The sequence below is a fragment of the Actinacidiphila acididurans genome (assembly GCF_016918855.1).
GTDB lineage: Bacteria > Actinomycetota > Actinomycetes > Streptomycetales > Streptomycetaceae > Actinacidiphila > Actinacidiphila acididurans.
This window is the reverse complement of the sequence record NZ_JADKYB010000010.1, coordinates 1-24,734: the sequence shown is the minus strand read 5'-3', so window position 1 is coordinate 24,734 and position 24,734 is coordinate 1. Positions and strand designations below refer to the sequence as shown.

18 protein-coding genes are annotated in these 24,734 nt (G+C 73.4%); 15 read left to right on the top strand and 3 right to left on the bottom strand.

The window, feature by feature from the left end; all coding sequences use genetic code 11:
* Positions 1-11 precede the first annotated feature (11 nt).
* The 9 genes from ITX44_RS19465 to ITX44_RS19425 all read left to right on the top strand — a co-directional run bounded on the left by ITX44_RS19465 (position 12) and on the right by ITX44_RS19425 (position 9,957).
* Positions 12-1,811 (top strand): hypothetical protein, encoded by a 1,800-nt coding sequence (locus ITX44_RS19465; RefSeq protein WP_236061103.1) that lies wholly within the window; start codon positions 12-14, stop codon positions 1,809-1,811.
* 84 nt (positions 1,812-1,895) lie between these two features.
* Positions 1,896-2,327, top strand: coding sequence for a phage tail protein (locus ITX44_RS19460; RefSeq protein ID WP_205358574.1), 432 nt, complete (start codon positions 1,896-1,898; stop codon positions 2,325-2,327).
* Positions 2,328-2,331: 4 nt separating this feature from the next.
* The gene (locus tag ITX44_RS19455) at positions 2,332-3,126 is read left to right on the top strand and encodes a CIS tube protein (RefSeq protein ID WP_205358573.1); all 795 of its coding nucleotides are present in this window, start codon (positions 2,332-2,334) and stop codon (positions 3,124-3,126) included.
* Positions 3,126-4,985 carry a VgrG-related protein gene (locus ITX44_RS19450; protein WP_205358572.1) on the top strand — a complete coding sequence of 620 codons (1,860 nt, stop codon included), beginning with the start codon at positions 3,126-3,128 and terminating at the stop codon, positions 4,983-4,985. Before ITX44_RS19455 ends, ITX44_RS19450 begins: the two co-directional genes overlap by 1 nt.
* A 55-nt stretch (positions 4,986-5,040) precedes the next feature.
* Positions 5,041-5,316 carry a PAAR domain-containing protein gene (locus ITX44_RS19445; protein ID WP_205358571.1) on the top strand — a complete coding sequence of 92 codons (276 nt, stop codon included), beginning with the start codon at positions 5,041-5,043 and terminating at the stop codon, positions 5,314-5,316.
* Between the two features lie 3 nt (positions 5,317-5,319).
* A complete protein-coding gene (locus ITX44_RS19440; RefSeq protein ID WP_205358570.1) occupies positions 5,320-5,727 on the top strand; it encodes a GPW/gp25 family protein in 408 nt (135 codons plus the stop codon).
* Positions 5,724-7,685 (top strand): putative baseplate assembly protein, encoded by a 1,962-nt coding sequence (locus ITX44_RS19435; RefSeq protein WP_205358569.1) that lies wholly within the window; start codon positions 5,724-5,726, stop codon positions 7,683-7,685. Before ITX44_RS19440 ends, ITX44_RS19435 begins: the two co-directional genes overlap by 4 nt.
* 8 nt (positions 7,686-7,693) lie before the next feature.
* Positions 7,694-8,272 (top strand): phage tail protein, encoded by a 579-nt coding sequence (locus ITX44_RS19430; protein WP_205358568.1) that lies wholly within the window; start codon positions 7,694-7,696, stop codon positions 8,270-8,272.
* A 998-nt stretch (positions 8,273-9,270) separates the two neighbouring features.
* Complete coding sequence (locus tag ITX44_RS19425; protein WP_307795370.1) at positions 9,271-9,957, top strand: NADase-type glycan-binding domain-containing protein; 687 nt, start codon at positions 9,271-9,273, stop codon at positions 9,955-9,957.
* A gap of 106 nt (positions 9,958-10,063) precedes the next feature.
* Here ITX44_RS19425 and ITX44_RS19420 read toward each other — a convergent pair whose 3' ends face one another.
* Positions 10,064-10,633 (bottom strand): helix-turn-helix transcriptional regulator, encoded by a 570-nt coding sequence (locus tag ITX44_RS19420; protein ID WP_372440950.1) that lies wholly within the window; start codon positions 10,631-10,633, stop codon positions 10,064-10,066.
* Positions 10,634-10,890: 257 nt separating this feature from the next.
* On the opposite strand from ITX44_RS19420, the gene ITX44_RS19415 reads away from it, so the two are divergent.
* The 5 genes from ITX44_RS19415 (at position 10,891) to ITX44_RS19395 (ending at position 18,429) form a co-directional block, all read left to right on the top strand.
* Complete coding sequence (locus tag ITX44_RS19415; RefSeq protein ID WP_205358567.1) at positions 10,891-12,309, top strand: COG1470 family protein; 1,419 nt, start codon at positions 10,891-10,893, stop codon at positions 12,307-12,309.
* A gap of 53 nt (positions 12,310-12,362) precedes the next feature.
* Positions 12,363-13,448, top strand: a complete 1,086-nt coding sequence (locus ITX44_RS19410; RefSeq protein ID WP_205358566.1) for a C40 family peptidase — start codon at positions 12,363-12,365, stop codon at positions 13,446-13,448.
* Positions 13,449-13,494: 46 nt separating this feature from the next.
* On the top strand, positions 13,495-14,283 hold the full coding sequence (locus ITX44_RS19405; protein WP_205358565.1) for an eCIS core domain-containing protein: 789 nt from the start codon (positions 13,495-13,497) through the stop codon (positions 14,281-14,283).
* A gap of 158 nt (positions 14,284-14,441) precedes the next feature.
* Positions 14,442-14,765, top strand: a complete 324-nt coding sequence (locus ITX44_RS19400) for a hypothetical protein (RefSeq protein ID WP_205358564.1) — start codon at positions 14,442-14,444, stop codon at positions 14,763-14,765.
* Between the two features lie 805 nt (positions 14,766-15,570).
* On the top strand, positions 15,571-18,429 hold the full coding sequence (locus ITX44_RS19395) for a discoidin domain-containing protein (RefSeq protein ID WP_205358563.1): 2,859 nt from the start codon (positions 15,571-15,573) through the stop codon (positions 18,427-18,429).
* A gap of 319 nt (positions 18,430-18,748) precedes the next feature.
* Here ITX44_RS19395 and ITX44_RS19390 read toward each other — a convergent pair whose 3' ends face one another.
* On the bottom strand, positions 18,749-19,588 hold the full coding sequence (locus tag ITX44_RS19390; RefSeq protein WP_205358562.1) for a maleylpyruvate isomerase N-terminal domain-containing protein: 840 nt from the start codon (positions 19,586-19,588) through the stop codon (positions 18,749-18,751).
* A gap of 307 nt (positions 19,589-19,895) precedes the next feature.
* Here ITX44_RS19390 and ITX44_RS19385 point away from each other — a divergent pair, with 307 nt between their 5' ends.
* Positions 19,896-20,315, top strand: a complete 420-nt coding sequence (locus ITX44_RS19385; protein ID WP_205358561.1) for a PPOX class F420-dependent oxidoreductase — start codon at positions 19,896-19,898, stop codon at positions 20,313-20,315.
* Positions 20,316-20,405: 90 nt separating this feature from the next.
* Here the strand turns inward: ITX44_RS19385 and ITX44_RS19380 are convergent, their stop codons facing one another.
* Positions 20,406-24,467: a glycoside hydrolase family 3 C-terminal domain-containing protein gene (locus ITX44_RS19380; protein ID WP_205358560.1), complete on the bottom strand. Its 4,062-nt coding sequence runs from the start codon at positions 24,465-24,467 to the stop codon at positions 20,406-20,408.
* Positions 24,468-24,734 lie beyond the last annotated feature (267 nt).

Below are 24,734 nucleotides of genomic sequence, written 5' to 3'. Positions count from 1 at the left end.
GGGTGAGGGACATGGGGGGACTGCTGTCGTGGCTGAGCGGGGACCGGCGGCGTACGGGTGGGTCCGGGCCGGCGACCGACGACGCTGCCGCGTCCGGGCCGCACTCCGGCCGCGGATCCGCCGCGACCGGCGCTTGGCGCGAACTCCCGCCGCTCCAGCGGACCACCGGTGACGCCGGCCTGCTCGCCGACCCCGCCGGCTTCCGGTCCGGGCTCGACACCTGGCAGGACGTCTCCCTCACCGGCCGCCTCGGCCACCTGGTCGGCCCCGACGCACCGGCGGGCGTCCTGTACGGCGTCGCGGTCCCGGTCACGCCACCGGCGGAAACGGCGGCCGAGACCGGTGGGCCGTCGACAGCAGGCTCGCCACCGCTCGGCGGCACGGGTACGGTACGGCCGCCCGCGCCGGCCGGTGGCTCGGTCCCGCTGGCGGTAGGGCAGGAGCTCGGCGGCACCGGTAGCGTACGACCGGCGGTGCCACTGCAACGGGCCGCGGCCGACTGGCAGTTGACGGTCGCGGCGCCCCTGGCGAGCCCGCCGACCCGGCACCTGACCGGCTTCCCGGCGGACCCCGCGCCCGAACCGGCGGCCGCGCCGGACGCCGTGGATGTGCCGACCGTACGTGACCTGCCCGCGCCGCCGCTCACGCCGTCCGTGCCCTTGGCGCCGCCGACGAGTACGGTCCAGCGATCGGTGACGGCCCCCGACCCGGTGCCCCGCCCCCACCCGCAGGGCGTGGGCGAACCGCTGACCGGTCTGCCGCCGACCGCGCAGCGCGAGCCCGCCGCCAGATCGGTGCCCGCGCCCGTCCGCCCGGGGGACCCGGCGAGCACCGGCCGGCCGGAGCAGGGGACATCGGCGCCCGCCGAGCCCGTACCGGTGGCGCCGGAACCGCGGACCGGCCCGCTGCTGGCCGACGACCCGCTCGTACCGGCGTCGCAGGCCCCGGACTCGCAGGCGGAAGACTCTGACCCGGCGTCCGTGCCCGCGCCTCCGGCGAGTTCAACCGGCGCCCCTGGCTTGCCCGTTGTGGGCCTGCAACGCCTGCCGGTCACCGCAGCGGGCCCGGTCGCGGCCGACTCCGTATCCACGGCAGAGCCCACCTCGCCCGAATACACGATGCCGTTGACCGGCGAGCGGCCCCTGCCGCTGTACTCGGGGGTGGACGGCACCGCACCGGCCGATCCGGAGCCGGTCGTCGTCCCGGCCCGCTGGTCCGCGCCCGCCGCACCCACCAGCCCGGAAGCACCGAACCGCCCGGCCCCGACCGTATCGACCGGCGCACGTGTCCAGCGCACCGTCGAGCCATCCGCACCGAGCGCCTTCGAACCGGTCGCCGCCCGGCAGCCGTCGCAAGGCCCGTCGCCCGCAGTACGAGCCGGCCTCAACAGCTCACCGCCGGACGCCGGTTCGGCCGCCGTCGCCTTCGGGATCGCCCAGCGGATGGCCGACGGTTCCGTGGTGTTCCCGAACCGCTCCCGTACGGCGGCCGTTCCGCGGCTCCCCGTGCAACGTGCCGCGGACAGCGCCCCGGACCCGCCGCCGGCCGACCCCCTACCCGACGTGCCCGTACCCGTACCGCTCCCCGATCCACCACTGCCCGCATCGACCACGACCACCACCGGCCCACCGGCCACCGGCACTTCCGCCCCAGCCCCGCCCGGGTCGGCAGCCACGGCACCGGACGGCGGCCCGCCGCAGGTCACCGACGACCTGGTCCGCGCCCTCTTCCCGCGGCTCAGCCGGCTGCTGAAGGACGAGCTGCGGCGGGACCGCGAACGCGCCGGCCTCCTGATCAACACCAGGCACTGACCCCCTGAGCCCGGAAGCCCGCAAGCCCGCAAGCCCGCAAGCCCACGGAAACCCCGCAACCCCCGTACCCCACAAGGAGACGACATGTCGGTCACCGATGACCCGGCGGTCAGCGTCTGCTTCGTCGTGACCGTCGACGGCATCGAGCTCGGCTCGTTCAACACCTGCGAGGGCCTGGGCTGCGAAGTGGTCCTGGAGCAGCGCGAGGAGGGCGGCAACAACGGCCTGTCCTGGCAGCTCCCGACCCGGCTCAGGTACCCCAACATCAAGCTGTCCCGGCCGCTGACCCGCGACACCGAGAAGGTGGCGAAGTGGTTCGCGAGCATGACCACCGGCATCCGGCGCAGGACCGCGCACATAGAGGCGCGGACCGGGGACGGGCACAAGGTGGCGCAGTGGGGGCTGCTCGAAGTGGTGCCGGTGCGGTGGACCGGCCCCACGTTCAGCCCGGAGTCGCCGAAGGTCGCCGTGGAGACCATCGAGATCGCGCACCACGGCTATGTGATGGGGAGCTGAACCGATGGGCACGCCGGTGGCGTTCAGCGCGGCGGGCGCGGGCCCGGCCGCCACCCCGGGCGGGGGCGGCGGGGCCCGGCCCAAGCTGGAGCACGCGTATCTGGAGCTGCGCACCCCGCCGCCCGGCGGCAGCCTGACCCCGGGCGCGGTGAGCGGGCGCATCGACTTCCAGTTCAACCCCAAGGAGCTGAGCCTGACCAAGGCGGCGACCTGGAACCGTACCCCCGCCAAGGGCGCCAAGAGCGCGGGACCGCCGGAGTACCAGGGGCCGCAGCCCAGCAAGCTGACCGTCGAGATGTTCTTCGACGCCAGCGACACCCACGACACCAGCGTGGTGACGGCGGTGGAGCGGCTGTTCGCGTGCTGCGTGCCCACGAGTGAGACCCGCCAGCAGCGGCGCGCCTCGCCGCCGTGGGTGATCTTCCACTGGGGCGGGCTGACCGGATTTCCCGGCTACGTCAGCCAAGTGCAGGCGAACTACACCCTGTTCACCACCTCCGGCGTACCGATCCGCGCGGTGTGCCAGGTGACGATGGAGGAGATCAGCGGCGACACCCCGGGGCAGAACCCGACCTCCGGGGCGCTGCACCCGCGCCGGGTGCACCGGGTGAGCAGCGGCGACACGCTGGCCGTGCTGGCCTGGCGGGAGTACGGCGACCCGGCCGCGTGGCGGGTGATCGCCGAGGTGAACGGCATCGACGACCCGGTCCGGCTGGCCCACGGCCAGGAGTTGCTGCTGCCCGCGCTGGACGAGGTGGAGCGGCTGCGCGGCCCGCGCCGGACCCCGGGTGGCGCCTGATGGCGGTCAACCAGAGCGTCGCCAAGGCGCTGGTCGTGGAGTGCGGGGGCCGTCCGCTGGCGGCCGCGCTGGCCAACACGCTGGTCGAGGCGTACGTGGAGGACAGCCGCACCCTTCCCGGCGTGTTCGTGCTGCGGTTCCGCGACCCGGCCCGGGTGCTGCTGGACAGCGCGGGCATCGCGGTCGGCACTCCCGTACGGCTGCTGGCGGCGGCCGGCGGCCCGCCCTCCCCCCGGCCGCTGCTGACCGGCGCGGTCACCGCCCTGGAGCTGGAGATCGACGACGGCGGCACCTTCACGGTGGTGCGCGGCATGGACGAGTCGTACAGGCTGTTCCGCGGCCGCCGGGTGGCCGGCTACCAGAACATGACGCTGACCGACATCTGCACCCAGGTGGCGCGGCGGGCCGGGCTGCGGCCGGGCCCGATGGAGGTGGCCGGGCCGGTGCTGGAGCACGTGGTGCAGCCCAACGTCAGCGACTGGGTGTTCCTGAAGTCGCTGGCCGACCCGGCCGGCGCGCAGGTGTACGTCGAGGACGGCGCCCTGCACGTGGTCGGGCCGGCCGACGCGGCCGGGGCGCCGGAGGTGACCGCGCGCGCGGCCCGTGACCCGCTGGTGCTGGAGATGGGCGACAACCTGCTGCGCTGCCGGGCCGCGGTGTCGGCCGCCGAACAGGTCACGGAGGTCGAGGTGCGCGGCTGGGACGTGCAGACCAAGCGGCCACTGGTCGGCCACGCGGACGCGGGCACCTCCAGCACGCTGCGCCTCGCTGTGACCGCGGCCGACCTCGCTCGCCCCTTCGGCCCGGCGAACCTGCTGGTCGGCGACACCGCTTACGGCGACCAGGCCCGGGTCGACCAGGCCGCGCGGACCCTGGCGGCGCGCGTGGCCGGATCCTTCGCCGAACTGGACGCGGTGATCCGCGGCAATCCGGAGGTCCGCGCGGGCACCGCGGTGACCCTGGCCGGGGTCGGCCGGCCCTTCGAGGGCCGCTGGACCGTGACCTCGGCCCGGCACGTGTTCGACCCGGACCGCGGTTACGAGACCTGGATCGGGGTCAGCGGCGACCAGGACCGCTCGCTGCACGGCCTGGCCGCCGACCCGGCCGGGCCGGACGGCCGGTGCTTCGGGCTGGTCAACGCCACCGTCACCGACACCAAGGACCCGCAGGGCCTGGGCCGCGTCAAGGTCCGCTTCCCGTGGCTGTCCGACGACTACACCAGCGACTGGGCCCGGTGCGCCCAGGCCGGCGGGACCGGCGGCGGAGAGGCGTTCATCCCCGAGGTCGGCGAGGAGGTCCTGGTCGGCTTCGAACAGGGCCGCCTCGATCACCCGTACGTGCTCTGCGCGCTCTACAACGGCAAGGACCGGCCGGCCGGCCAGGGGAGCGGGTCCGGGCACGCGGTGGACCCGACGAGCGGCGCGGTCAACCGGCGGGCGCTGGCCTCCCGGGAGGGCAACAAGCTGGAACTCCTGGACGCCGCGGCCGGCCCGCAGGGGGTGCGGGTGGTCACCGGCGACGGGAAGCTGCACATCACCCTCGACCGCCGGCAGACCGCGATCACCGTGCACAGCGACGGCAGCGTACGGATCGAGGCGGGCACGCAGGTCTCGGTGACCGCGGGCTCCGGTGTGGTGCTCGACGCGGGAAAGGGGCGGCTGCGCCTGACCGGTGACGTGGTCGAGGTCGCCGCCCGCTCCGGCCTGCAGATGGACGCCGGAAGCGGGCCCGTCACGGTCTCCGGCGGCGGCGCGGTGGCCGTACGCGGCAAGCAGGTCACCGTCGACGGCACCGACCGCACCGACCTGCGCGGCGGCTCCTCGCTTACGGTCGCGGCACCCATGGTCCGGATCAACTGAGCACCGCCTGTACAGGGTTCGGCACGGCTCGGCACGACGAAGGGGGACGGCGCACATGGCAGCAGCAGCGGCCCGGACCGGGGACCCGACCGGCCACGGCGGAGTGATCGCCGGCCCCGGCGTGTCCTCCGTCCTGATCGGCGGGGCGTTCGCGGCGACCGTCGGCACCCCCCACGCCTGCCCGGTGCCGCCCCACGGCACCTCCGCGATCGCCGGGCCCGGCAGCGCCACCGTACTGATCGGCGGACGGCGGGCCGCGCGGGTGGGCGACACCGCGGCGTGCGGCGCGCCGGTGACCGCCGGCTGCCCGACCGTCCTGATCGGAGGCTGACCGGTGGGCCAGGAATTCATCGGCGCGGGCTGGGCGTTCCCGCCGCACACCGACGCGACCGGCGGCATCGCCCTGGTCCGCGACGACCGGGAGATCGCCGAGTCGATCCGGCTGATCCTGTCCACCGCGCCGGGCGAGCGGCCCATGCGGCCGGAGTTCGGCTGCGCGCTCGGCGACTACGTGTTCGCGCCCGCCGACGCCGCCACCGCCGGGCAACTCGCGTACGAGGTGCGGCTCGCCCTCGACCGGTGGGAACCGCGCATCGAGGTCGCCGAGGTCGCGGTCCGCTTCGACGAGGCCGACCAGGGCGTGCTGTACCTGGAGATCGGCTACGCGGTGCGCGGCACCAACGACCCGCGCAACCTCGTCTTCCCGTTCTACGTGATCCCGCAGCACCAGGAGGACGCATGACGCTGCCGGTGCCCAACCTGGACGACCGCACCTTCCAGGAACTGGTCGACGAGGCCAAGCGGCTGGTGCAGAAACGCTGCCCGGAGTGGACCGACCACAACGTCTCCGACCCGGGCGTCACCCTGATCGAGGCGTTCGCCACCATGGTCGACCAGCTCGTCTACCGGCTCAACCGGGTGCCGGAGAAGAACTACCTGGCCTTCCTCGACCTCATCGGAGTGCGGCTGTACCCGCCGACCGCGGCCCGCGCCGACGTCACCTTCTGGCTCTCGGCGCCGCAGCCGGAGCCGGTCCGGATCGCCGCCGGCACGCAGGTCGCCACCGTACGCACCGAGACCGAGGAGGCGGTGGTCTTCAGCACCGCCGCCGACCTGGCCGTCGTACCGTGCGAGCTGGGCCGCCTGGCCACCGGACCGGCCACCGGCACCGTCACCGACCGGACCTCCGAACTCGCCCTCGGCCGCGACGTGCCGTGCTTCGGCCCGCGCCCCGAGCCCGGCGACTGCCTCTACGCCGGACTGTCCGCTGCCGTGCCCGGCTGCGCGGTCGTGCTGCGGCTGGACTGCCGGGTGGACGGCGTCGGCGTCGACCCCACCGACCCGCCGCTGCGCTGGGAGGCGCTGTGCGGGGACGAGTGGCTGCCCTGCGAGGTGGACCAGGACGAGACCGGCGGATTCAACAAGGCCGGGGACGTGATCCTGCACGTGCCCGCCGGGCACGCGACGGCGGTACGGGCCGGCGCCCCGGCCGGCTGGCTGCGCTGCCGACTGCTGCCCGCCGCACCGGGCCAGCCGGCGTACGTGGCCTCGCCGACCGTGCGCGCGGCGAGCGCCTTCACCATCGGCGGGAGCGTGCAGGCGCTGCACGCCGAGAACGTCGCCGCCGAGGTCCTGGGCGTCTCGGAGGGCGTTGCCGGGCAGAGCTTCCAGGTCGCGCGGGCGCCGGTGGAGCCGACCGGTGACCCCTTCGTGGTGGAGGTGGCCGAAGGCGACGGCTGGACCCCCTGGCACCGGGTCGACGACTTCGCCTCCTCCACCCCGGCCGACCGGCACTTCACCGTGGACCTCGGCTCCGGCCGGGTGGACTTCGGCCCCGCCGTGCGCCAACCCGACGGTTCGGTACGGGAGTTCGGCGCGGTGCCGGCCAAGGACAGTACGGTGCGGGCGCGTGCCTATCGCACCGGGGGCGGCCGGCGCGGCAATGTGTCGGCCGGCGCGCTGCGGATCCTGCGCAGCTCGGTGCCGTTCGTCGCCCGGGTGGAGAACCGGCGCCCGGCGGTCGGCGGGGTGGACGGCGAGTCGGTGGACAACGCCCGCGTGCGCGGCCCGATGACCCTGCGCACCCTGCACCGGGCCGTGGTGCCCGCCGACTACGAACGCCTGGCCCAGCAGGCCGCGCCCGGCGCCGCCCGGGTCAGGTGCGTGCCCGCGGCCGAGCCCGGCGAGGACCCGGACGGCGCGTCCGCCGGCGGCGTACGGCTGCTGGTCGTACCGGCCGGGCGCGGCGACGCACAGGGCCGGATCGACTTCCGCGACCTGGAGCCGCCCGCCGACATGCTCCGGGCCATCGCCTCCTGGCTGCACGAACGCTGCCCGGTCGGCACCCGCCTGGTGGTCGAACCGCCGTTGTACCAGGGGGTGACGGTCGCCGCGCGGATCCAGGCCGGGTACGGGGCCGCCGCCGGGCCGCTGAAGGAGGCGGCGCTGTCGGCGCTCTACCGGCACTTCAGCCCGCTCACCGGGGGACCGGACGGGCAGGGCTGGCCGTTCGGGCGGCCGGTGCACGCGGGCGAGGTGTTCGCGGTCCTGCAACGGGTGCCCGGGGTGGAACTGGTCGAGGACGTCAAGCTGTTCCCCGCCGACCCGTACACCGGGGAACGCACCGACCCGGTCGGCAGGATCGTCCTCGCCCCGCACTCCCTCGTGTTCAGCTACCGCCACGACGTCCAGGTCCGCTGAGGTGTGATGTGCGCGCGACGATTCCCGGCCTGCCCACCCCGCACCCGCTGATCGACCGGCTGCCGGCTGTTTACCAGGAACAGGACTTCCTGCACCGGTTCCTCGGCGCCCTCGACGAGGTGCTGGCGCCGGTCCTGCTCACCCTCGACAACCTCCCCGCCCACCTGAGCGCCGGCACCGCGCCCGACGACTTCCTCGCCTGGCTCGGCCAATGGGCCGCCGTCGAGACCGACCCCGGCCGGCCCGAGGCCAGGCGCCGCGAACTGGTCGCCCGAGCCGTCGGCCAGCACCGCGACCGCGGCACCCGGCGCGGCCTGGCCGCCGCGATCCGCACGGCGACCGGCATCGAGCCGGAGATCGCGGAGAACGGCGCCACCGCCGTCTCCGCGACGCCCGGCAGCCCGCTGCCCGGCTCGCCAGGACCTCGGGTGACGGTACGACTGCGCGTCCCCGACCCGGAACGCTTCGACCGGCCCGCCCTGGAAGCGCTGATCGCCGCGGAGGTCCCGGCGCACGTCGCCCACCGGATCGAGATCCTCCCGGCCGCCGACGCGGGGGGCACGGGGAGCACGGGGGGCACGCCATGATCTGCCCGGCCTGCGGACACGACAACGCCCCGGGCAGCCGCTTCTGCTCGGCCTGCGAGGCGTTCCTGGAATGGGAGGAGCCGACGGCTGCGCCGGCTCCGGCACCGCGGGCGGAGCCGCAGGAGCCGGTGGCCGGGCCTTCAGCAGGGGATTGGGTCGGGGACTCGTCCGGGTCCACGTCCGGGCCTTCTGCGCAGGCGTCGGAGGACGGCTCCGGGAGCCGGGGTGTGGGTGCGGCGGCGGGAGGGGCGGCGTCAGGGGAAGGGGCGTCAGGGCGGCCCACGAGCACGGCGGTGGAACGTACGGCAGGGCAGGTGGCGAGCGGGTCAGCGGACGGCGCCTCGGGCCGGACGGCGAGCGTGGCACGGGAAGAGGCGGCAGGGACGGCGAGCCGGGCGGGGAGTGCGGCACAGGAAGGGACAGCGGGGACAGCAGGGCGTACGACGAGCACGGTGGTCGGAGGGTCGGCAGGAGCGTCGGGGCGGGCAGCGAGCACGTCGGCGACAGGGACAGCAGGCGCGGCGGGCGGGCCGACGAGCGCGCAGGCGGGAGGGCCGGAAGGGACGTCAGGGCAACCCACGAGCGGGGCGGGAGAACGGACAGCAGGGACGCCCAGACGACCCACAAGCACCGCGGCGGAACGGGCGGCAGGGACAGCACGGGCGAGCGGGCGAGCGGAGGCGGCCTCCGGCCCCGCGGCGAACGCGGGGGCACCGCATGTCACGGCTGGCGCGCGGCGGCCGGACGAGCGGGGGGAGGTCATGCGGGCCGCGGCCGATTCCGGCGGCGTGGCGAACGCGGGGGCACCGTATGTCACGGCTGGCGCGCGGCGGCCCGATGAGCGGGGGGAGGTCATGCGGGCCGAGCCGGAAGGCGGCGAACTCGGGCCGGTCGCGGCGCCGTCCGAGGCGGAGGCACCCGACCCGCCTGACCGGCCCTGCCCGCGGTGCGGGACGGCGAATCCGGCCGGGCGGCGGCTGTGCGGGAGGTGCGGGGCGGTGCTCGATCCGGAGCGGGCGCCCGCCGAGTTGACGACGCGGCTGAGCTGGTGGCGACGGCTGTGGCAGCGGCTGCCGCGGGGGCGCCGGATCCGGGTCACCGAAGCGGGCTACCGCCCCGCGGCGCGGATCCGGCGCCGGCCACGGGTGGTGTGGCCGGTCGTCCTCGTGCTGCTGGCCGTGGGCGGCTTCTTCGCCCGCCAGCAACTGGGCTCGCTGGCGGGGCTGGTGCACGATCGTGCCGCCGCACCGGCGCCGCTGCACCCGGACTCGTGGCGCGCCTCCAGCCAGGCACCGGGCCACCCGCCGCACATGGCCTTCGACGGTTTCAGCAACCGCTACTGGGCCCCCGCGCCCAGCAGCCGCGGTGGAATCGGCCAGTACGTCGAAGGCGGATTCCATAATTCCGTTCTCTTGGAGAAGATATTGATCACGCCCGGGTGTTCGACGGACGACGGAACATTCCTTACCCAGGCCCGCCCGGCCGTGATCACCGTGACCCTATTCCGTTCCGACGGAAGTACCACGCAGCGGAAGATCTCCGTCGAGGACAAGGCCGGAGGCCAGACGTTCACTGTCCGTGCGTCGGACACCGTTCGCATACGCCTCACCGCGGACTCCGCTTACGGAACCGGCCGCGGCCACCTTCTCGCCCTGGCGGAAGTGGAATTCTTCGGACGGCGCTGAGCGCGGCGCCGCGCGGAATACCGGGCAGGCGTGCGAACGCGGGTCCCGGCCCACTCATGGGCCGGGACCCGTACTTGTCCGTGCGCCTGGCGCGCTGTGCGCAGCGTCAGATGAGCCCCTGGCGCATGGCGTAGGCGACCGCCTGGGACCGATTCCGCAGATTGAGCCGCATCATGACGGAGTGGAGGATGTTCTTGATCGTGCGGTCGGAATATGTCAGCTTCAGCGCGATGTCGGCCGTGCTGTAGCCCTCCGCCACCAGGCGCAGCACCTCGATCTCGCGGGAGCTCAGCCTGGTCAGGTTCAGGCCGCGCGAATTGAGCGGCTCGTTCTGCAGCCGTCCGACCCGCTCCAGCAGGCTTCCCAACAGGTCAGGGGGTACGTGTCCGTCACCCCGCGCCACCGCGCCGATGACCTGCACCAGCTTCTCGGGTGATGCCTCGGAGCGGCGGATCACGCCGATGAATCCGCATTCGGCCGCTTTTACCAGTTGTTGTTCATCGATCACGGTGGTGACCAGCACGCCCCGGGTGTTTCCCGACCGGTGGATCTGCCGCAGCACACTCAGTACTTCGTCGTCCACCGTGTCGACGACCACCACGACGACGGACGCGCTCTCGCACGCGTCCCGGTCGGCGAGCCGGACCTCCGGACGCATGCGTAAGTGACTCGCCACTCCCGCATGGGAGATCGGGTCCCTGGCACGCAGATCGACCACGATCCGGTCGACTCCTGTTTCCTTCACTTTCCCTCCCCAATTCGCACACCTTTTCTCTCGCTCCCCGGTGTGCCCTTCGGCCCCTGGAGTTCCCCATCTGTCATCCTCGCATTCTCCGGGGAAGTCAAGGATGACTGAGAGCGAACCCATATCTGCCCGAAAGTATTCCTGTGCGGTCACTGCGGCCGGAATCACGCGGCCATACGGTGGCCCGTATGAGTATTTCGGCGAGCTTTGCCGCGCACAGCGTGGCCGTTGTGCCCGGTGACGAGGCGGCCGTGCCGGTCCAGGTGGTCAACTCCGGTACCACGGTGGAGGAACTGCGATTCGAACCGGTCGGACCCTGCGCCGGCTGGGCCACCGTGGAGCCCGAGCGGCTGTCCCTCTTCCCGGGCGCCGCGGGCACCGCCGAAGTACGCCTGCGGCCGCCGCGGGAGTCCGGGACCGCCCCGGGCGAGTTCGTCCTCGGCCTGCGCGCGGTGCCCACCAGCGACGCGAACGAGCCGGTGGTCGCCGAACGCCCGGTCACCGTACTGCCGTTCACCGAGGTCACCGCCGAACTCCTGCCGCGTGCCTCGCACGGCGCGTGGCGCGGCCGCCACAAGGCGGCGGTCGACAACCGCGGCAACATCCCGCTCGCCGTCGCGCTGACCGCCCAAGGTGCCGGCGACCGCGTCCGGTTCGCGCTCGAGCCCGCCGAACTCACCGTGCCGCCCGGGCAGACCGTACTCGCCCGCCTCGGCGCCCGGCCGGCCCGCCGCATGTGGCGCGGCACCCCGGTCACCCACCCCTTCCAGGTACTGGTCGCCCCGCGCCCGGCCGCCCCGGACGACCCCGCCGATCAACCCGCCGAGCAACCGGCCGTCCTGGATGGCGCGTACGAGCAGCAGGCCATCCTGCCGCGCTGGCTGCCCAGAGCCGTGGCCGCCGCGGTGGTGGCGGCCGGTGTGCTGGTGGGCCTGTGGTTCGGGGTGCTGCGGCCGACCGTACGGTCCGCCGCGCGCGACGCGATCACCCCGGACGCCCTGCGGAGCGCGGCAAGTGCCGCCACCGTGGCGCCCTCCGCCGGCGGGGCGTCCAGTGGCACGGCCGGCGGCCCGTCCGCCGACCCGTCCGGCGGCACCGGCCAGGGCACGACCGCCGGGACCGGCGGTTCCGCCACGTCGGGCACGTCGTCGGGCGCGTCGGGGGCGGCCACCGCGGGCGGCTCCGCCACTCCCGCCGTCTCCGCCGGCACCGGTGCCGGCGGCCCCGCGGTGCCGACCAGTGCCCGTACGAGTGTCGACGACCCGGTGGGCGGCGGGCCCAGGACCGGGACCGCCTACACCGTCGCCAAGGGCAAGACCTTCGGGCTGACCGACATCGTGGTGCAGAACCCGCAGGGCGACGCCGGCACCCTCGTCGTCGCCACCCAGGACGGCCAGGTGCTCAGCCTGGCCCTGGAGGACTTCCGCTCCTCCGACTACCACTTCGTCACCCCGATCGAGGTTGCGGCCGGCGGCCGGATCACCATGTCCGTCGACTGCCGTGAGGTCGGCCGGCCGGTGAAGGCCCCGGTGCCCGCGCAGTGCGCCGAGTCGCTGTTCCTCGGCGGCACCCTGCAGAGCGCCGGGACCGGGAATCCCGGCACCTGACGACGCGTCCGGCCCGTCGCACACGTTCGTTCCGGGGGAGGGGGATGCCACCCGTGTCCACACACACCTACGTCCGCACCCACGTCCGGGGCCCGGCGGCGGTCGCCGTGTCGGCCGGCGCCCTGGCCGCGCTCGCCTGCACGCTCGCCCCGCCGGCCCGCGCCGCCGGACCGTCCACCACAGAGCGCTGCGCGGTGCTGTCACCGGGCGCCGCGCCCGCCGCCCGGCAGGCCGTATGGGAGGCGTGCGCCGCGCAGGGCACGCCCTACAGCTACGGCGGCGGCCACGGCGCCCGCCCCGGCCCCTCCACCGGGCACCCCAACGCCAACCCGCTCAGCAGGAGCGCCACGTACACCGTCGGCTTCGACTGCTCCGGCCTGGTCCGCTGGGCCTGGGCACAGGCCCTCGGGCGGGACGTCATCGGCCCCGCGGACACCGACACGTACTTCGACCAGGCGCTCGCCGAAGGGCTGCCGCACATCGCCGCCTCGGCCGGCCTCGCCGGCCTCCTCCCGGGCGACCTGCTCTTCTACCGCGACCGCGGCGGAATGGTGCACCACGTCACGATGTACATCGGCGCAGGTCGGGTGGTGCAGGCACAGCGGTCCGGGACCGAGGTGGGGGTGAGCCGGGCCGACCTCGGGGCGGAGTACGCGGGGGCGATACGGGTGGTGGCCGCGGGCACGCCGGGGTCCGCCGACGACTGGGGAGCGGGCCTGCCCCCGGGCTGGACGCCGACCGTGCCCGGGCTCGGGCCCGCGATGGTCCGCGAGCCGGTGGCGACCGGCGCCGGGCAGGCGCCGCGGCGCCGGGCCGGGACGGGCTCGGCCGGGAAGCCGACGGCTCCCGGCGACTCCGCCGGCGCGCGGAAGACGAAGCCCCGTCCGGCGCCGGGTACGGGCGCCGGACCGGCGCACGGCACGAAGCCCGCGCCCGCTCACGGGAGCAAGCCGGGGCCCGGTTCGAGTACGCCCCCGGCCCCCGCGCCCACCCCCACGCCGCCTCCCGCGACCGAGCCGACCCCGACGCCCGCACCGGCGACCCCGTCACCGGCCCCTTCCGGCCCGCTGGGGCTGCTCAACGGCCTCGGGTCCACGCTGACCGGACTCGGCCGGATCGTGGGCGGCGGCGGGTCGTAGGGGCCGGGGCGCGCCACCGTACAGAGCCCTCGGAGGGAGACCAAGGATGCGAGGACACGAGGAAGGGCCGGACCACGACCACGAGCACGACGGGTCGCCGCGGCCGGCCGAGGACGCCGACGCCCGGACCGCACCGGAACTGCCCCACCTGCTGAAGGCGGCGGCCACGGGCCGGACGGACGTGGTGGGCGCCGCGGGCATGGGCGTCCTCCAACGGCTCGCCGGCAACAGCGCGGTCGGCTCGATGCTCCGGCGCGAGGAGGAGGACGAGGCCCGGGCCCGCTCGTCCGTCCACGACGTGGTCGGCTCGGGCGGCGGTGAACCCCTGGACGGGGGCACCCGTACCGACATGGAGGCCCGGCTCGGCGCCGACTTCGGCGACGTACGGGTGCACACCGGCGGCGCGGCCCACGATTCCGCCGCCGAAGTCGGCGCCTGCGCGTACACCGTCGGCAACGACGTGGTCTTCCAGCGCGACGTCTACGACCCCGCCTCCCACGAGGGCCGCGTCACCCTGGCCCACGAACTCACCCACGTCGTCCAGCAGCGCCAGGGCGAAGTGGCCGGCACGGAGACCGCCGGCGGCATCCGCGTCAGCGACCCCGGTGACCCCTTCGAACGCGAGGCGAGCGCCACCGCCGAACGCGCGATGTCCGCTCCCGACCCCGCTCCTGCGCCTGCCCCTTCGCCCGAACCCGCGCCCTCCGCCGCGCCGCCCGCGCCCGCGGTCCAGCGCGACGCCCTCACCGCCCCCGACTCCGCCGACGCCCCGCCCGTCCAGCGCGACTCCGCCGAGGAGGAGGACAAGGACGAGGAGACGCCTCCGGCGGGGTGACCGTTTTCGGCGCCGCACCAACGCCTCCGCGGTTCAAGTCCTGTTGGGGGAGGGGCGACGCAGCGAGGGTTCGCGCACGACCGGTGCGTACGCCGGTGAGTGCGGTCGGTGTTGCCCCGTACGGCTCGCTAAGGGCTGTACGAGACGTCCGTGTTGGTGTGTCGGTCGTGATTGGTGAGCGGGAGGCCCGAGCGGTCGCGCCGCGCGCGGTGACGGTCCGGGGGACGGCGGACGAGCCGTTCGTCAGGCACCGCCTGGTGGAGGTGCGGTTCGCCGACGCGTACGGGTGGCGGTGGTCCCTGGTCGGCCCAAGGCCTCGGCGCGAGGGCGCCGCGGCCCGGACACGCCTGTCCGCTGGAGGTCCAGGTCGGCTGCGTGGTCCAGTGGACGGCGAACTCGGCGTCTCCGCCGCGCTCCCCGGCGCCGAAACCGCCGACGGCCGGGGCGAGCTCACGGTCCGGCGCGACCGGCTCAACGGCTGAGCGCGCGCCCAAGGGGTTTCCTCGGCGCTGAGCGGCACGACCGGCTCACCGTGAACTGAAACTCGCACCCAATCCCGCGCGCCAACCCAAGTCACGCACCGTACGACGCCCCATGCGAACCGCCCGAGCAGGCCCGCGATCAGCGTTCTGGCGGCACGTCAGCGCAACAAGCGGCCGCCCGAACCGGCCGTTCGCCCCGGGGGATATCCGGTGGTTTGTCGCCGCGCAAGGTCTTGACTTGGCGCGGCAGAACCTTACTGTACTCCGTGAGACAACGTTATCTCAGCGTCTGGCCAAGGATTTCGCAGGGCGGCGTTCGGGGCACAGCTGTCTCTTCCTCCCGCACACCCTTGGAAGGGGCGGCCATGCCCACCGTGCTCGAACCACGCGCTGCCGCGGTCTTACCGGGACCGCGTTCGGCGCCCTGAGGGCCGATTCCGGCACCCCCGACACGCGGGTTCGCCGGTCCGGCGCATGACGCCACCACCCGGTCGGGACGGGCCCGAGCCCGCCCCCGCCGGTAGCACCCGCCGCCGCGGGCCCCGGCCGTACCGAGCCGCGTTCCCCGCCGGGACCCGCACAGCGGCGGCGGGCCGGTGACCGTACGGCCGACAGGCCGGCCTCCACCGACCACCCCCGACGTACCGCCGTCGTACCCCTCACCCCACGCTGCCGCGGCGTGGCCCGTATCCCCCCGTCCCCCCACGGCTTCACGGACGGCGCTTCGCCCTGCCCGCATTCCGGCACGGGAAGAGCCGATCCCGCTCACAACCCACCCTCTGTGCAACTCCCGTAGGAGAGACGCATGACGTACCTGGACGAGGGCGCACGCCGTCCCGCGCGACGGACGATTCTGGGCGGCGCGCTCGCCGTACCCGTGGCGCTGACGATCGGCGAGACCTCCGCGCGGGCCGCCGAGCCGGCCGCCGGCACACCCGCGGGCGGTCCGGCCGCGCCGCCGGCGGCGGACGAGCGCTGGGCGGCGCTGCGCGACAAGCTGTCCGGGATCACCGGCGAATGGACCGATCAGGCGTACAGCGGCTCGATCTCGACGAGCATGCCGAACACCGCGCTGCTCGGGAACGGCGACGTCGGCGTGACCTCCGGCGGCACGGTCGGGGTGAAGACCTTCTACGTCTCCAAGGGCGACTTCTGGGCCGGCAACCCGGGCCCGCGCCCGCTGCCGATCGGCGGCATCACCCTGAAGTCCACCGTCCAGCCGGCCAGTACGGACCTCGCGCTGGGTTCGACCGCGACCGCGAGCAGCGTGGACGGCGGGCTCACGCCGGACCGGGCCGTCAACGGCCAGTGGGCGTCCGGCTACGAGGGCTGGGTGTCGGACCTCGGCAAGCCGCAGTGGATCGCCCTGGACCTCGGCTCCGTGAAGACCATCGCGCGCTACGTGATCCGCAACGATGTCGCCGCGCGGCCCGGTAACGAGGACCACACCACCAAGGACCTGCAGTTCCAGGTGAGTTCGGACGGCTCGGCGTGGACCGACGTCGAGGCGGTCACCGGCAACACCGACGCGATCATCGACCGGGACCTGGCGGCTCCGCTCACCACCCGGTACGTGCGCCTCTACATCACCGAGCCGACGCAGAACACCACCCCGGACTCGATCCAGAACCCGCGGGCCCGGATCGGGCAGTTCGAGCTCTACGCGACGCCCAAGAGCGCGGGGGGCGGGGGCAATCCGGCGCCCGACCCCTTCCACGAGACCGAGCACATCCTGGACGCTCGGATCACCACGTCGGTGGTGATGAACGGCACCCCGCTGACCCTGGAGACCTGGCTCGCGGCGGACGAGAACACCCTGGTCACGACCGTGACGTCGAACGGCATCGGGCCGGTCGAGCTGGTCGTGCAGACCTGGGGCGGCGCGACGACCGCCGGCTCCACCCACCCCGCGACCGCGGGAGTGAGCGCGGGCACCGCCTGGGCGCAGCGCACCACGGCCGCGGGCAAGAACTGGGTCTCGACGGCCGCCCTGGCCACCCGGGTGCTCGGCGCCACCTCCGCCCAGACCCCGACGGCGAGCGGCGCGACCGCGAGCACCGTCTTCACCCTCGCGCCCGGCGCCACCGCCACCCTCGTGACCTGCGTCGCGGGCGGCGGCCAGAACCCGGCCGGCGTGCAGCAGGCGGCAGTTGCCGCGGTCGGCACCCAGACCGCGGCGGGCCTGACGCCGCTGCGGACCCGGACCGTCGCCTGGTGGAAGAACTACTGGCTGGCCTCCAACGTCGAGCTCGGCCGTCCCGTGCTGGAGAAGTACTACTACGCGGCGCAGTACTTCATCGGCTCCGCCAGCCGCCCCGGCAAGGTCGCCCCCGCGCTCTACGGCATCTGGACCACCACGGACCAGGCGCAGTTCAGCGGCGACTTCCACATGAACTACAACGCGATGGGCCCCTTCTACGGGGTCTACTCCAGCAACCGGCCGGAGCTCGCGCTGCCGCTCTACGACGTCATCCTCGACTACGTGCCAGAGGCCCGGCGCCGCGCCCGCGAGGACCTGAACCGGGTCAAGCCCGACTACGTGTCGCAGCGGTTCCCCTCCGGCGGCATGCCCGACGGCGTCCTCTTCCCGGTCGGCATCGGCCCCTACGGCTCGACGACCGACGACAACTACTGGCAGCAGGTCGCCGACTCGCTCTTCGCCGCGTCCCAGTTCTGCGCGTACTGGGAGTACACCCGGGACGTGACCTTCCTGCGCGAGAAGGCGTACCCGTACCTGAAGCTGGTCGCGGTCTTCTTCGACAACTGGCTGGAGTGGGACGCCCCGGCGCAGCAGTACGCGATGTGGAGCGGCCCGCACGAGGGGACCTGGGGGAAGAACTCCACGCCCGACCTCGGCATGCTGAAACAGACGCTGAGCACGCTGATCGAGGCGAGCCACGTGCTGCACACCGACGCGACCGAGCGGCGCGCGTGGCAGGACATGCTCGACCGCCTGCCGGCCCAGCCGACCACCGTCTACCAGGGCGCCACCGTCTACTCCCTGGTCGAGCCCGGCAGCATGCAGGGCAGCGACACCCGCGACATCCACCCCGGCGACAACACGGTGAACCTGGAGTTCATCCACCCGGCCGAGGTGCTGGGCATCAACTCCCCGGCGGCGGACCGGGCGATCGCCGTGCACACGGTGGACGTCATGAACTCCTGGGGGCAGATCAACAGCTTCCCGAAGGTCTTCACCCAGGCCGCCCGGGTGGGATACCCGGCCGCGTCGCTCATCCAGCACTTCGAGAGCACCATTACGCAGATGATCGCCGCCAACCTGCGCATCGCCGACGGCTACCACGGCATCGAGAAGTCCGGCGCCTGCGAGGCGGTGCACAGCATGCTGGTGCAGAGCTTCGACGGGGTGATGGTGCTCTTCCCGGTCTGGCCGGCCGATCAGGACGCGAGCTTCGACCGCCTGCTGCTGCCCGGCGCCTTCGAGACCTCCGCGGCGCTGAGCGCGGGCACGGTGGACTACGTCCAGGTCACCGCCAAGGCGGGCGGGACGCTGCGGGTACGGAACCCGTGGCCGGACGGTCAGCGGCTGGAGGTCACCGACGGCGACGGCCACGCGTTCGGCTACGTGGTCAAGGACGGCGTCATCACCGTCCGCACCCAGCCGGGCCGGACCTACCGGTTCCGGCCGGCCGCGGCCCGGTAACCCATGCTCCGTGCGGGTCCTCGCGCGGGGGACCCGCACGGTCCGGGGCGGTTCGCCCGGCTGCCCGGCCCCGGCCGGGGTTCCGGCCTGGACTCCGGCTCTGGTCCAGGTCCCGGCCCGGGCCGGGCGCAAAGGTCAGGCGAACCGCCCGCCGTCGTCCGCCCGCACCCGCCCCGATCCCCTGACCGCGGCCTTCGTGGACCTGCTCGCCGGCCTGCTCGTCGACCCGCTCGCCCACAGCCTCGCCGCACACGCCGAAGCAAGCCGGCCGGGGCCCGGTGGGCCGCCGGCCGGCGAAGGGGAACCGACCCGCGGGACGTCAGCGGGGGGTGCGGACCGTGCGGAGGAATTCGGGGAGCAGCCAGGGGCGGGGGCCGCTGATGCGGACGCGGCGGGAGAGGACCGCGCGGACCCGGCTGATCCGGCCGAAGAGCATGAGGTTCATGGTGACCGGGTCGAAGAAGATGCGCACGTCGTCGTCGGGCCGGGGGTCCTCGATGGTGACCAGGCCGCGGTGCAGGACGAAGGTGACCGGGGTGGTGTAGTCCGAGGAGAACTCGACCGCGATGCGGCGCTCGCGCGGGGGGCCGCCCGGCGGGACGAACTGGCCGTAGCCGTTCTGGATCATCCCGACCATGAATGCCTCGATGAAGTAGGAGGCGTCCTGCGGACGGGGGTTCCAGGGCCGGCCGGTGGCCTGGGCGATGTCCCGGCCGTGGATCTGCAGTTCGTTGATGAAGTGGCCGAACAGACCGGCGATGGGCACCTGCGCCTGGCCGAGCCAGTCCACGGTCCGGGCGGGGTCGGCCTGCGTGGTCACCTTCAGGATGCCGTCGATGTCCGTGGACAGCCGCTCGCGGATCTCCGGGATCCGGCGCTCGGTGTAGATGTCCAGCGTCAGCGCGTTGAAGTCGTGGATCGAGTCGACGTCGGTGCTCTTCACCGGCCCCTGCAACTGCGGGAACGCCATGATCGGCTCACCGCGCACCAGGGACGAATACATCGCCGCGATCGCCGTGACATGCGCCGCGGTGTCGGCCACGGTCCAGTCCTTGGTCGCCATCCGGCCCGGCTCGACGCCGTCCACCAGCTCGAGGAATTCCTTGTTCACCTGCTCGAATCCCGCTCGGATCGCGGGCCACCGGTCCAGGTAGGACATGCGTGGAATCTCCTCTTCCGTTCTCCCGAAGTCCGTCGAGGGCGTCGCGCTGCACCGGTGCGGCCACGGGGCGGCGCCGCGATGGCGGTACGGCCGACCGGCTTCATCGTGGGGGGCGGGGGAGTGCGGTCGCTACTTCGATGTTGCGCGGGGGCCGCTCACCGGCCACCACCGGGCGACGCGGCGCCGTACCCGCCGGGCGACGCGGCACCGTAACCGCCGGCCGGGCGCCACGCCGTACCCGGTCCGGCGGGCGGCACACCGTAGGCTCGGACGTGTACCACAGCACCCTCACGGAAGGTGTCCCATGTCCAAGCCGCCGCTTCCCGACCAAGCCGTCGCGATGCTGTCGAAGCCCAACCCCGCCGTCATCACCACCCTGCGCCCCGACGGACAGCCGGTCTCCACGGCCACCTGGTACTTGTGGGACGACGGCAGGGTGCTGGTCAACATGGACATGGGGCGCAAGCGGCTGGAGTACCTGCGCGCCGACCCGCGTGTCTCGCTCACCGTCCTCGACGAAGCCGGCTGGTACACCCACCTGAGCATCGTCGGCCACGTCGTCGAACTCCGCGAGGACACCGCTCTCGCCGACATCGACCGGCTCTCGCAGCAGTACACCGGCAAGACCTACCCGCGTCGCGAGCGCCAGCGGTTCAGCGCCTGGATCGAGATCGACCAGTGGCACGGCTGGGGCACCCTGAAGGACAGCGACCAGCCGGGCTGACCCCCTCACGCCGCCGGGGCGGCCCGCTCGTCACGAGCGGACCGCCCCGGACAGCAGGACTCGATCAGCGGGACTCGACCGTCCGCGTCATCAGTCGTAGATCAGGTCGAACTCCTCCCAGGGCCCCACCGACGTGCGGTTGGCGATCAGCGGCGAGGCACCCGCGTTGTCGGCCGTGACGATCTCGTTGTTGGCGTGCGCGCGGAAGCTGACGCTGCCGTCGGAGTTGTGCAGCAGGTCGAAGGACTCCCACGGCCCGACGGCCGTACGGTTCGCGATCAGCGGCGCCGCGCCCGCGTTGTCGGCGGTCACGATCTCGTTGTTCGCGTGGGAGCGCAGGCTCACGCTCCCGTCGGAATTGGTGAGCAGGTCGAAGGACTCCCACTGGCCGACCGAGGTGCGGTTGGCGATCAGGGGCGAGGCGCCGGCGTTGTCGGCCGTGACGATCTGGTTGTTGGCGTGCGCGCGCAGGCTCACCACCGTGGTCGCCGCGGGCGAGGACACCGTCATGGCGAAGATGTGCATCGCGACCGTGTTCGACGCGGCGCTCGAACTCACGTTGGGCAGCACCACGGCCTGCACGGTCTTGCCCGCCGTGATCGGCACCGACGCGTAGTAGAGGTTGACCGGCTGGGTGGCCTTGCCGCCGCCGTTGTTGATGTACGGCAGCGCCGCCGCGATGTCCGTGCCGCCCAGCGGGGTCTTGGACCACCAGTCCCCGAAGGCGAGCGAGTACGGCTGGGTGGTGCCGTCGGTGTAGACGACCGTGCCGCTGCCGGACGCGGTGCCGTAGGCCGCCGAGCCGATGAACGACAGGGTGCTGCCGGACCCGGACAGTGGCACGGTCTGGCCGCCGGCCACGATGTTGTCGGGCGTGCCCGCGGCCACGTTCGGCCAGGTGAAGGTCACCCCGTCGTGGTGGAAGGCGCCGCCCGGGGTCAGGCCGGCCGCGGCCAGCGCCTGCGCGGAGTAACTCGCCCCGCCGCCGTCGAAGTTGCCCGCCGTGGTGTTGGCGTCGTCGCTGATCCCGGTGTTGCCGAAGGCCGCCGTGACCGAGGGGTACGCGATGTTGACCGCGCCGGAGTCTGCGAAGGGCCCGGTGCCGGTGGCCGTCGCCCCCGCCGACAGCGCGTACGAGCCGGGGCCGGCCCCGGCGGGCGCGGTGAGCCGCCAGGTGGTCTGCACGCTCTGGCCGCCCGCGACGCTCGCGAACGAGGTGGCGCCGGTGGCCTGGGCGGTCCAGCCGCTGGGCGCGGTCAGGGAGAGCGCGACATTGCTGACCGCGGCGGTGCCGCCGTTGACGTACGAGGTGGTCGCGGTGACCGTGCCGCCCGCGGTGGTGAGGGCGGGCGCGTTCAGCGTGACCGAGTGGCGGACGACGATCGGCACCGAGCCGCTGACGCCGTTCACGGTGACGGTGATGGTGGCCACGCCGTCACCCACCGCCCGGACCAGGCCGGCACTGCTGACCGTGGCCACACTCGTGTCGCTGCTGCTGTAACTCACCTGCGCGGTGGACAGGTTGACGAAGGACTGGTCGTTGTTGACGGCCTCGACCACGTCGTCTGCGGTCACGCTCATGTCGCGGCCCTGTGCCACCGAGCCGACGCCGGTGGTGTCGTCCTTGATCCAGCGGTTCTTGCCGGTCAGATCCAGCGTGCTGCCCGCGTTGTAGACCAGGTTCTCCGGCTGCACCGTCACGTACTGCACCTTGGGCGTGATCGCGCCGGTCACGGCGACGTTCACGGACGAGGCGATGGCCGCGGAGCTGCCGCCGACCTGGAACTGGTACGTGCCGTCGTACACGGTCGACTTCATGGTGGTGGCGTTCCAGAACGCCAGGTCGGCGACCTTCACCGGGATGGTGATCTGCTGCGAGGCGCCGGGGGCCAGCACGTTCGTCTTCCTGAAGCCCTCCAGCCGCTTGGTGGGCAGCTGCACACCGGAGACGGTGAAGGGCGTGGCCGCGTACAGCTCGGCCACCGTCGCGCCCGCCGTGGAGCCGGTGTTGGTGACCGTGAAGGACACATTCACGCTGCCGTCCGCCGTGACGCTCGAACGGTCCGCGGTCGCCGCCGAATAGGAGAAGCTGCTGTAGCTCAGGCCGTAGCCGAAGGGGTAGGTCGGGGTGCCGGTGAAGTACTGGTAGGTGCGGCCCAGGCCGCCGGTCTCGCCCGGGGTGAGGCCATAGGCGGACATCGGCGGGAGCTGCGAGTCGTCCTTGTACCAGGTGAAGTTGAGGTGCCCGCTAGGGTTCTGCCTGCCCAGCAGCACGTCGGCGAGCGCGGTGCCCTGGCTCTCCCCGTTGTAGCCGCTGAAGACCACGGCCGGGACCTTGTCCTGCACGTCGTCGATCTTCACCGGGCCGTTGGACTGGATCACCAGCGCCGTCCTGGGGTTGCCCAGCGCGGTGGTCTGGTTGATCAGCGAGTCGTAGTTGCCCGGCATGGCGATCGTCGAACGGTCGGTGCCCTCGGAGGCGTTGTTCAGGTTCGTGCCCACGAAGAGCAGCACCAGGTCCGCGTTCTTGATCGCGGTCTGGGTGGCGCTGCTGAGCACCGCCGCCGAGGTCGAGGTGCTGGAGGTGCCGGCCGCGTCGAAGGTGATGGTCGCGTTGGGGTTCACGGCCTTGATCGCGCTGGTCAGGCCCTGCACGGCGTTGACCTGGAGGCCGGGCTCGCCGCTGTAGTCGCCCAGCGTCACGGAGTTGGCCATGTCGCCCAGGATCACCACGTGGTTCAGCTTGGCCGGATCGGCCGGCAGCAGCGGGGTGCTGGTCGAGGCCACGTTCGCGTTCTTCAGCAGCACCAGCGAGTTGTCGGCGACCGTGGTGGCCAGCGCCTGGTGCGCCGGGCTCTGGATCTGCGCCTTGGTGATCGAGGTGTACGGCACGCTGCCCGCCGGGTCGAACTCACCGGTCTGCATGCGGACGGTGAACACCCGGGTCAGGTCGGCGTCGATCACCCCCTCGCTGAGGATGCCGGCGTTGATGGCCGCCTGGATGTTCGTGGTCGTCGCCTCGAACCCGGTGCAGTTCAGGTCGGTGCCGGCGCGCAGCGCGTACGCCTGCCCGCCCGCCTGGCCCGAGACCTTCGCGCCGGTCGCGGTGTTGGTCCAGGTGGCGCTCCCGCCCTGCCCGTCGGTGGTCCACCCGGGCGGCGCCCAGGCGTGCCCGCTCGGCGGGTTGTCGTACGTCGTGCCGACCGCGCCGCAGTCGGAGGTGACGTAGCCGTTGAACCCGTAGGTGCGCTGGGCGAGTTGGTTCGCGGTGTAGGTGTCCGCGACCGCCGGGGTGCCGTTGATCGCGTTGTAGGACGTCATCAGGCCCGAGACGTGCGCGTTCTCGATCAGGCTGCGGAACTGGGCGGTGTAGTAGTCGCGGATCGCCGTGTCGGAGGCGTTCGAGGTGATGCCGGTACGGTTCTGCTCCGTGTCGTTGAGGGCGTAGTGCTTGGCCGTCGCGGCGACCTTCAAGTAGCCGTTCTTGCTGGTGCCGTCCGGGTTGTTGCCCTCGTAGCCGTCCACGAACTGCCCGGCCATCTGCCCGACCAGGTACGGGTCCTCGCCGAACGCCTCGTCGGTACGGCCCCAGCGCGGGTCGCGGTCCATGTTGACGGTCGGCGCCCAGTACGTCAGCGAGCCGTAATCGCTCGCGGAGGGGCCCAGGTTGTTCTGCCCGGTACCGAACAGCGACTTGTCCAGGAACCCGCGGGCCTCGTCCGAGATCGCGGTCGTCTCCTGGTACATCAGCGCCGGGTCCCACGACATCGAGGCCGCGAAGTTGGTCGGGAAGCTCGTGGCGTGCACGCCGCCCTGGACCCCGCCGTTGTTCTGATCGGCGCCCAGGGTGTTGATGCCGTGCTGGCCCTCGCTCCAGTACGTGTACTGCTGCACGCCCAGCCGCGGAATGGCCGGCCCGCTGTTCGTACTGAGCTGGGCCACCTTCTCGGCGAGCGTCATCCGCGACACCAGGTCGGCGGCCCGCGCCTGGTCCGAATACTGGGTGTTGAGGTAGATCGGCTGACTGCTCGCCTGGGGCGCGGCCTTGGCGGCCGGGGCGGAAGCGGCCTGCGCGACCGGCGCGAAGGCGCTCGCCATGACCAGGGCGCAGCCCGCGGCCATGAGGGCATGGCGGCGCGGCATTCGTCTCATCGGCTCGACTCCGGTGGTGGGGGGCGGGGGAGTACTGAGGTCGAGGTGCGCGCGCCCGGCCGGTGCCGTACGCGCCCACCGTCACGAACGCGGCGGCGAGACGTTCATGGGTCGTCCGGGAATTGCGTGATCGACTGTCGTGAATTGCGACGGCCGTGCCTGATGTTGTGTCGGAGTTGCGCACAAGTCAAGGTGGCCGACCGGGAATTCGCCCGGCAATCGTCCGGGGTTGGGCTGATTCTCGGGGGGTTGGGGGGTTGGGGTGCC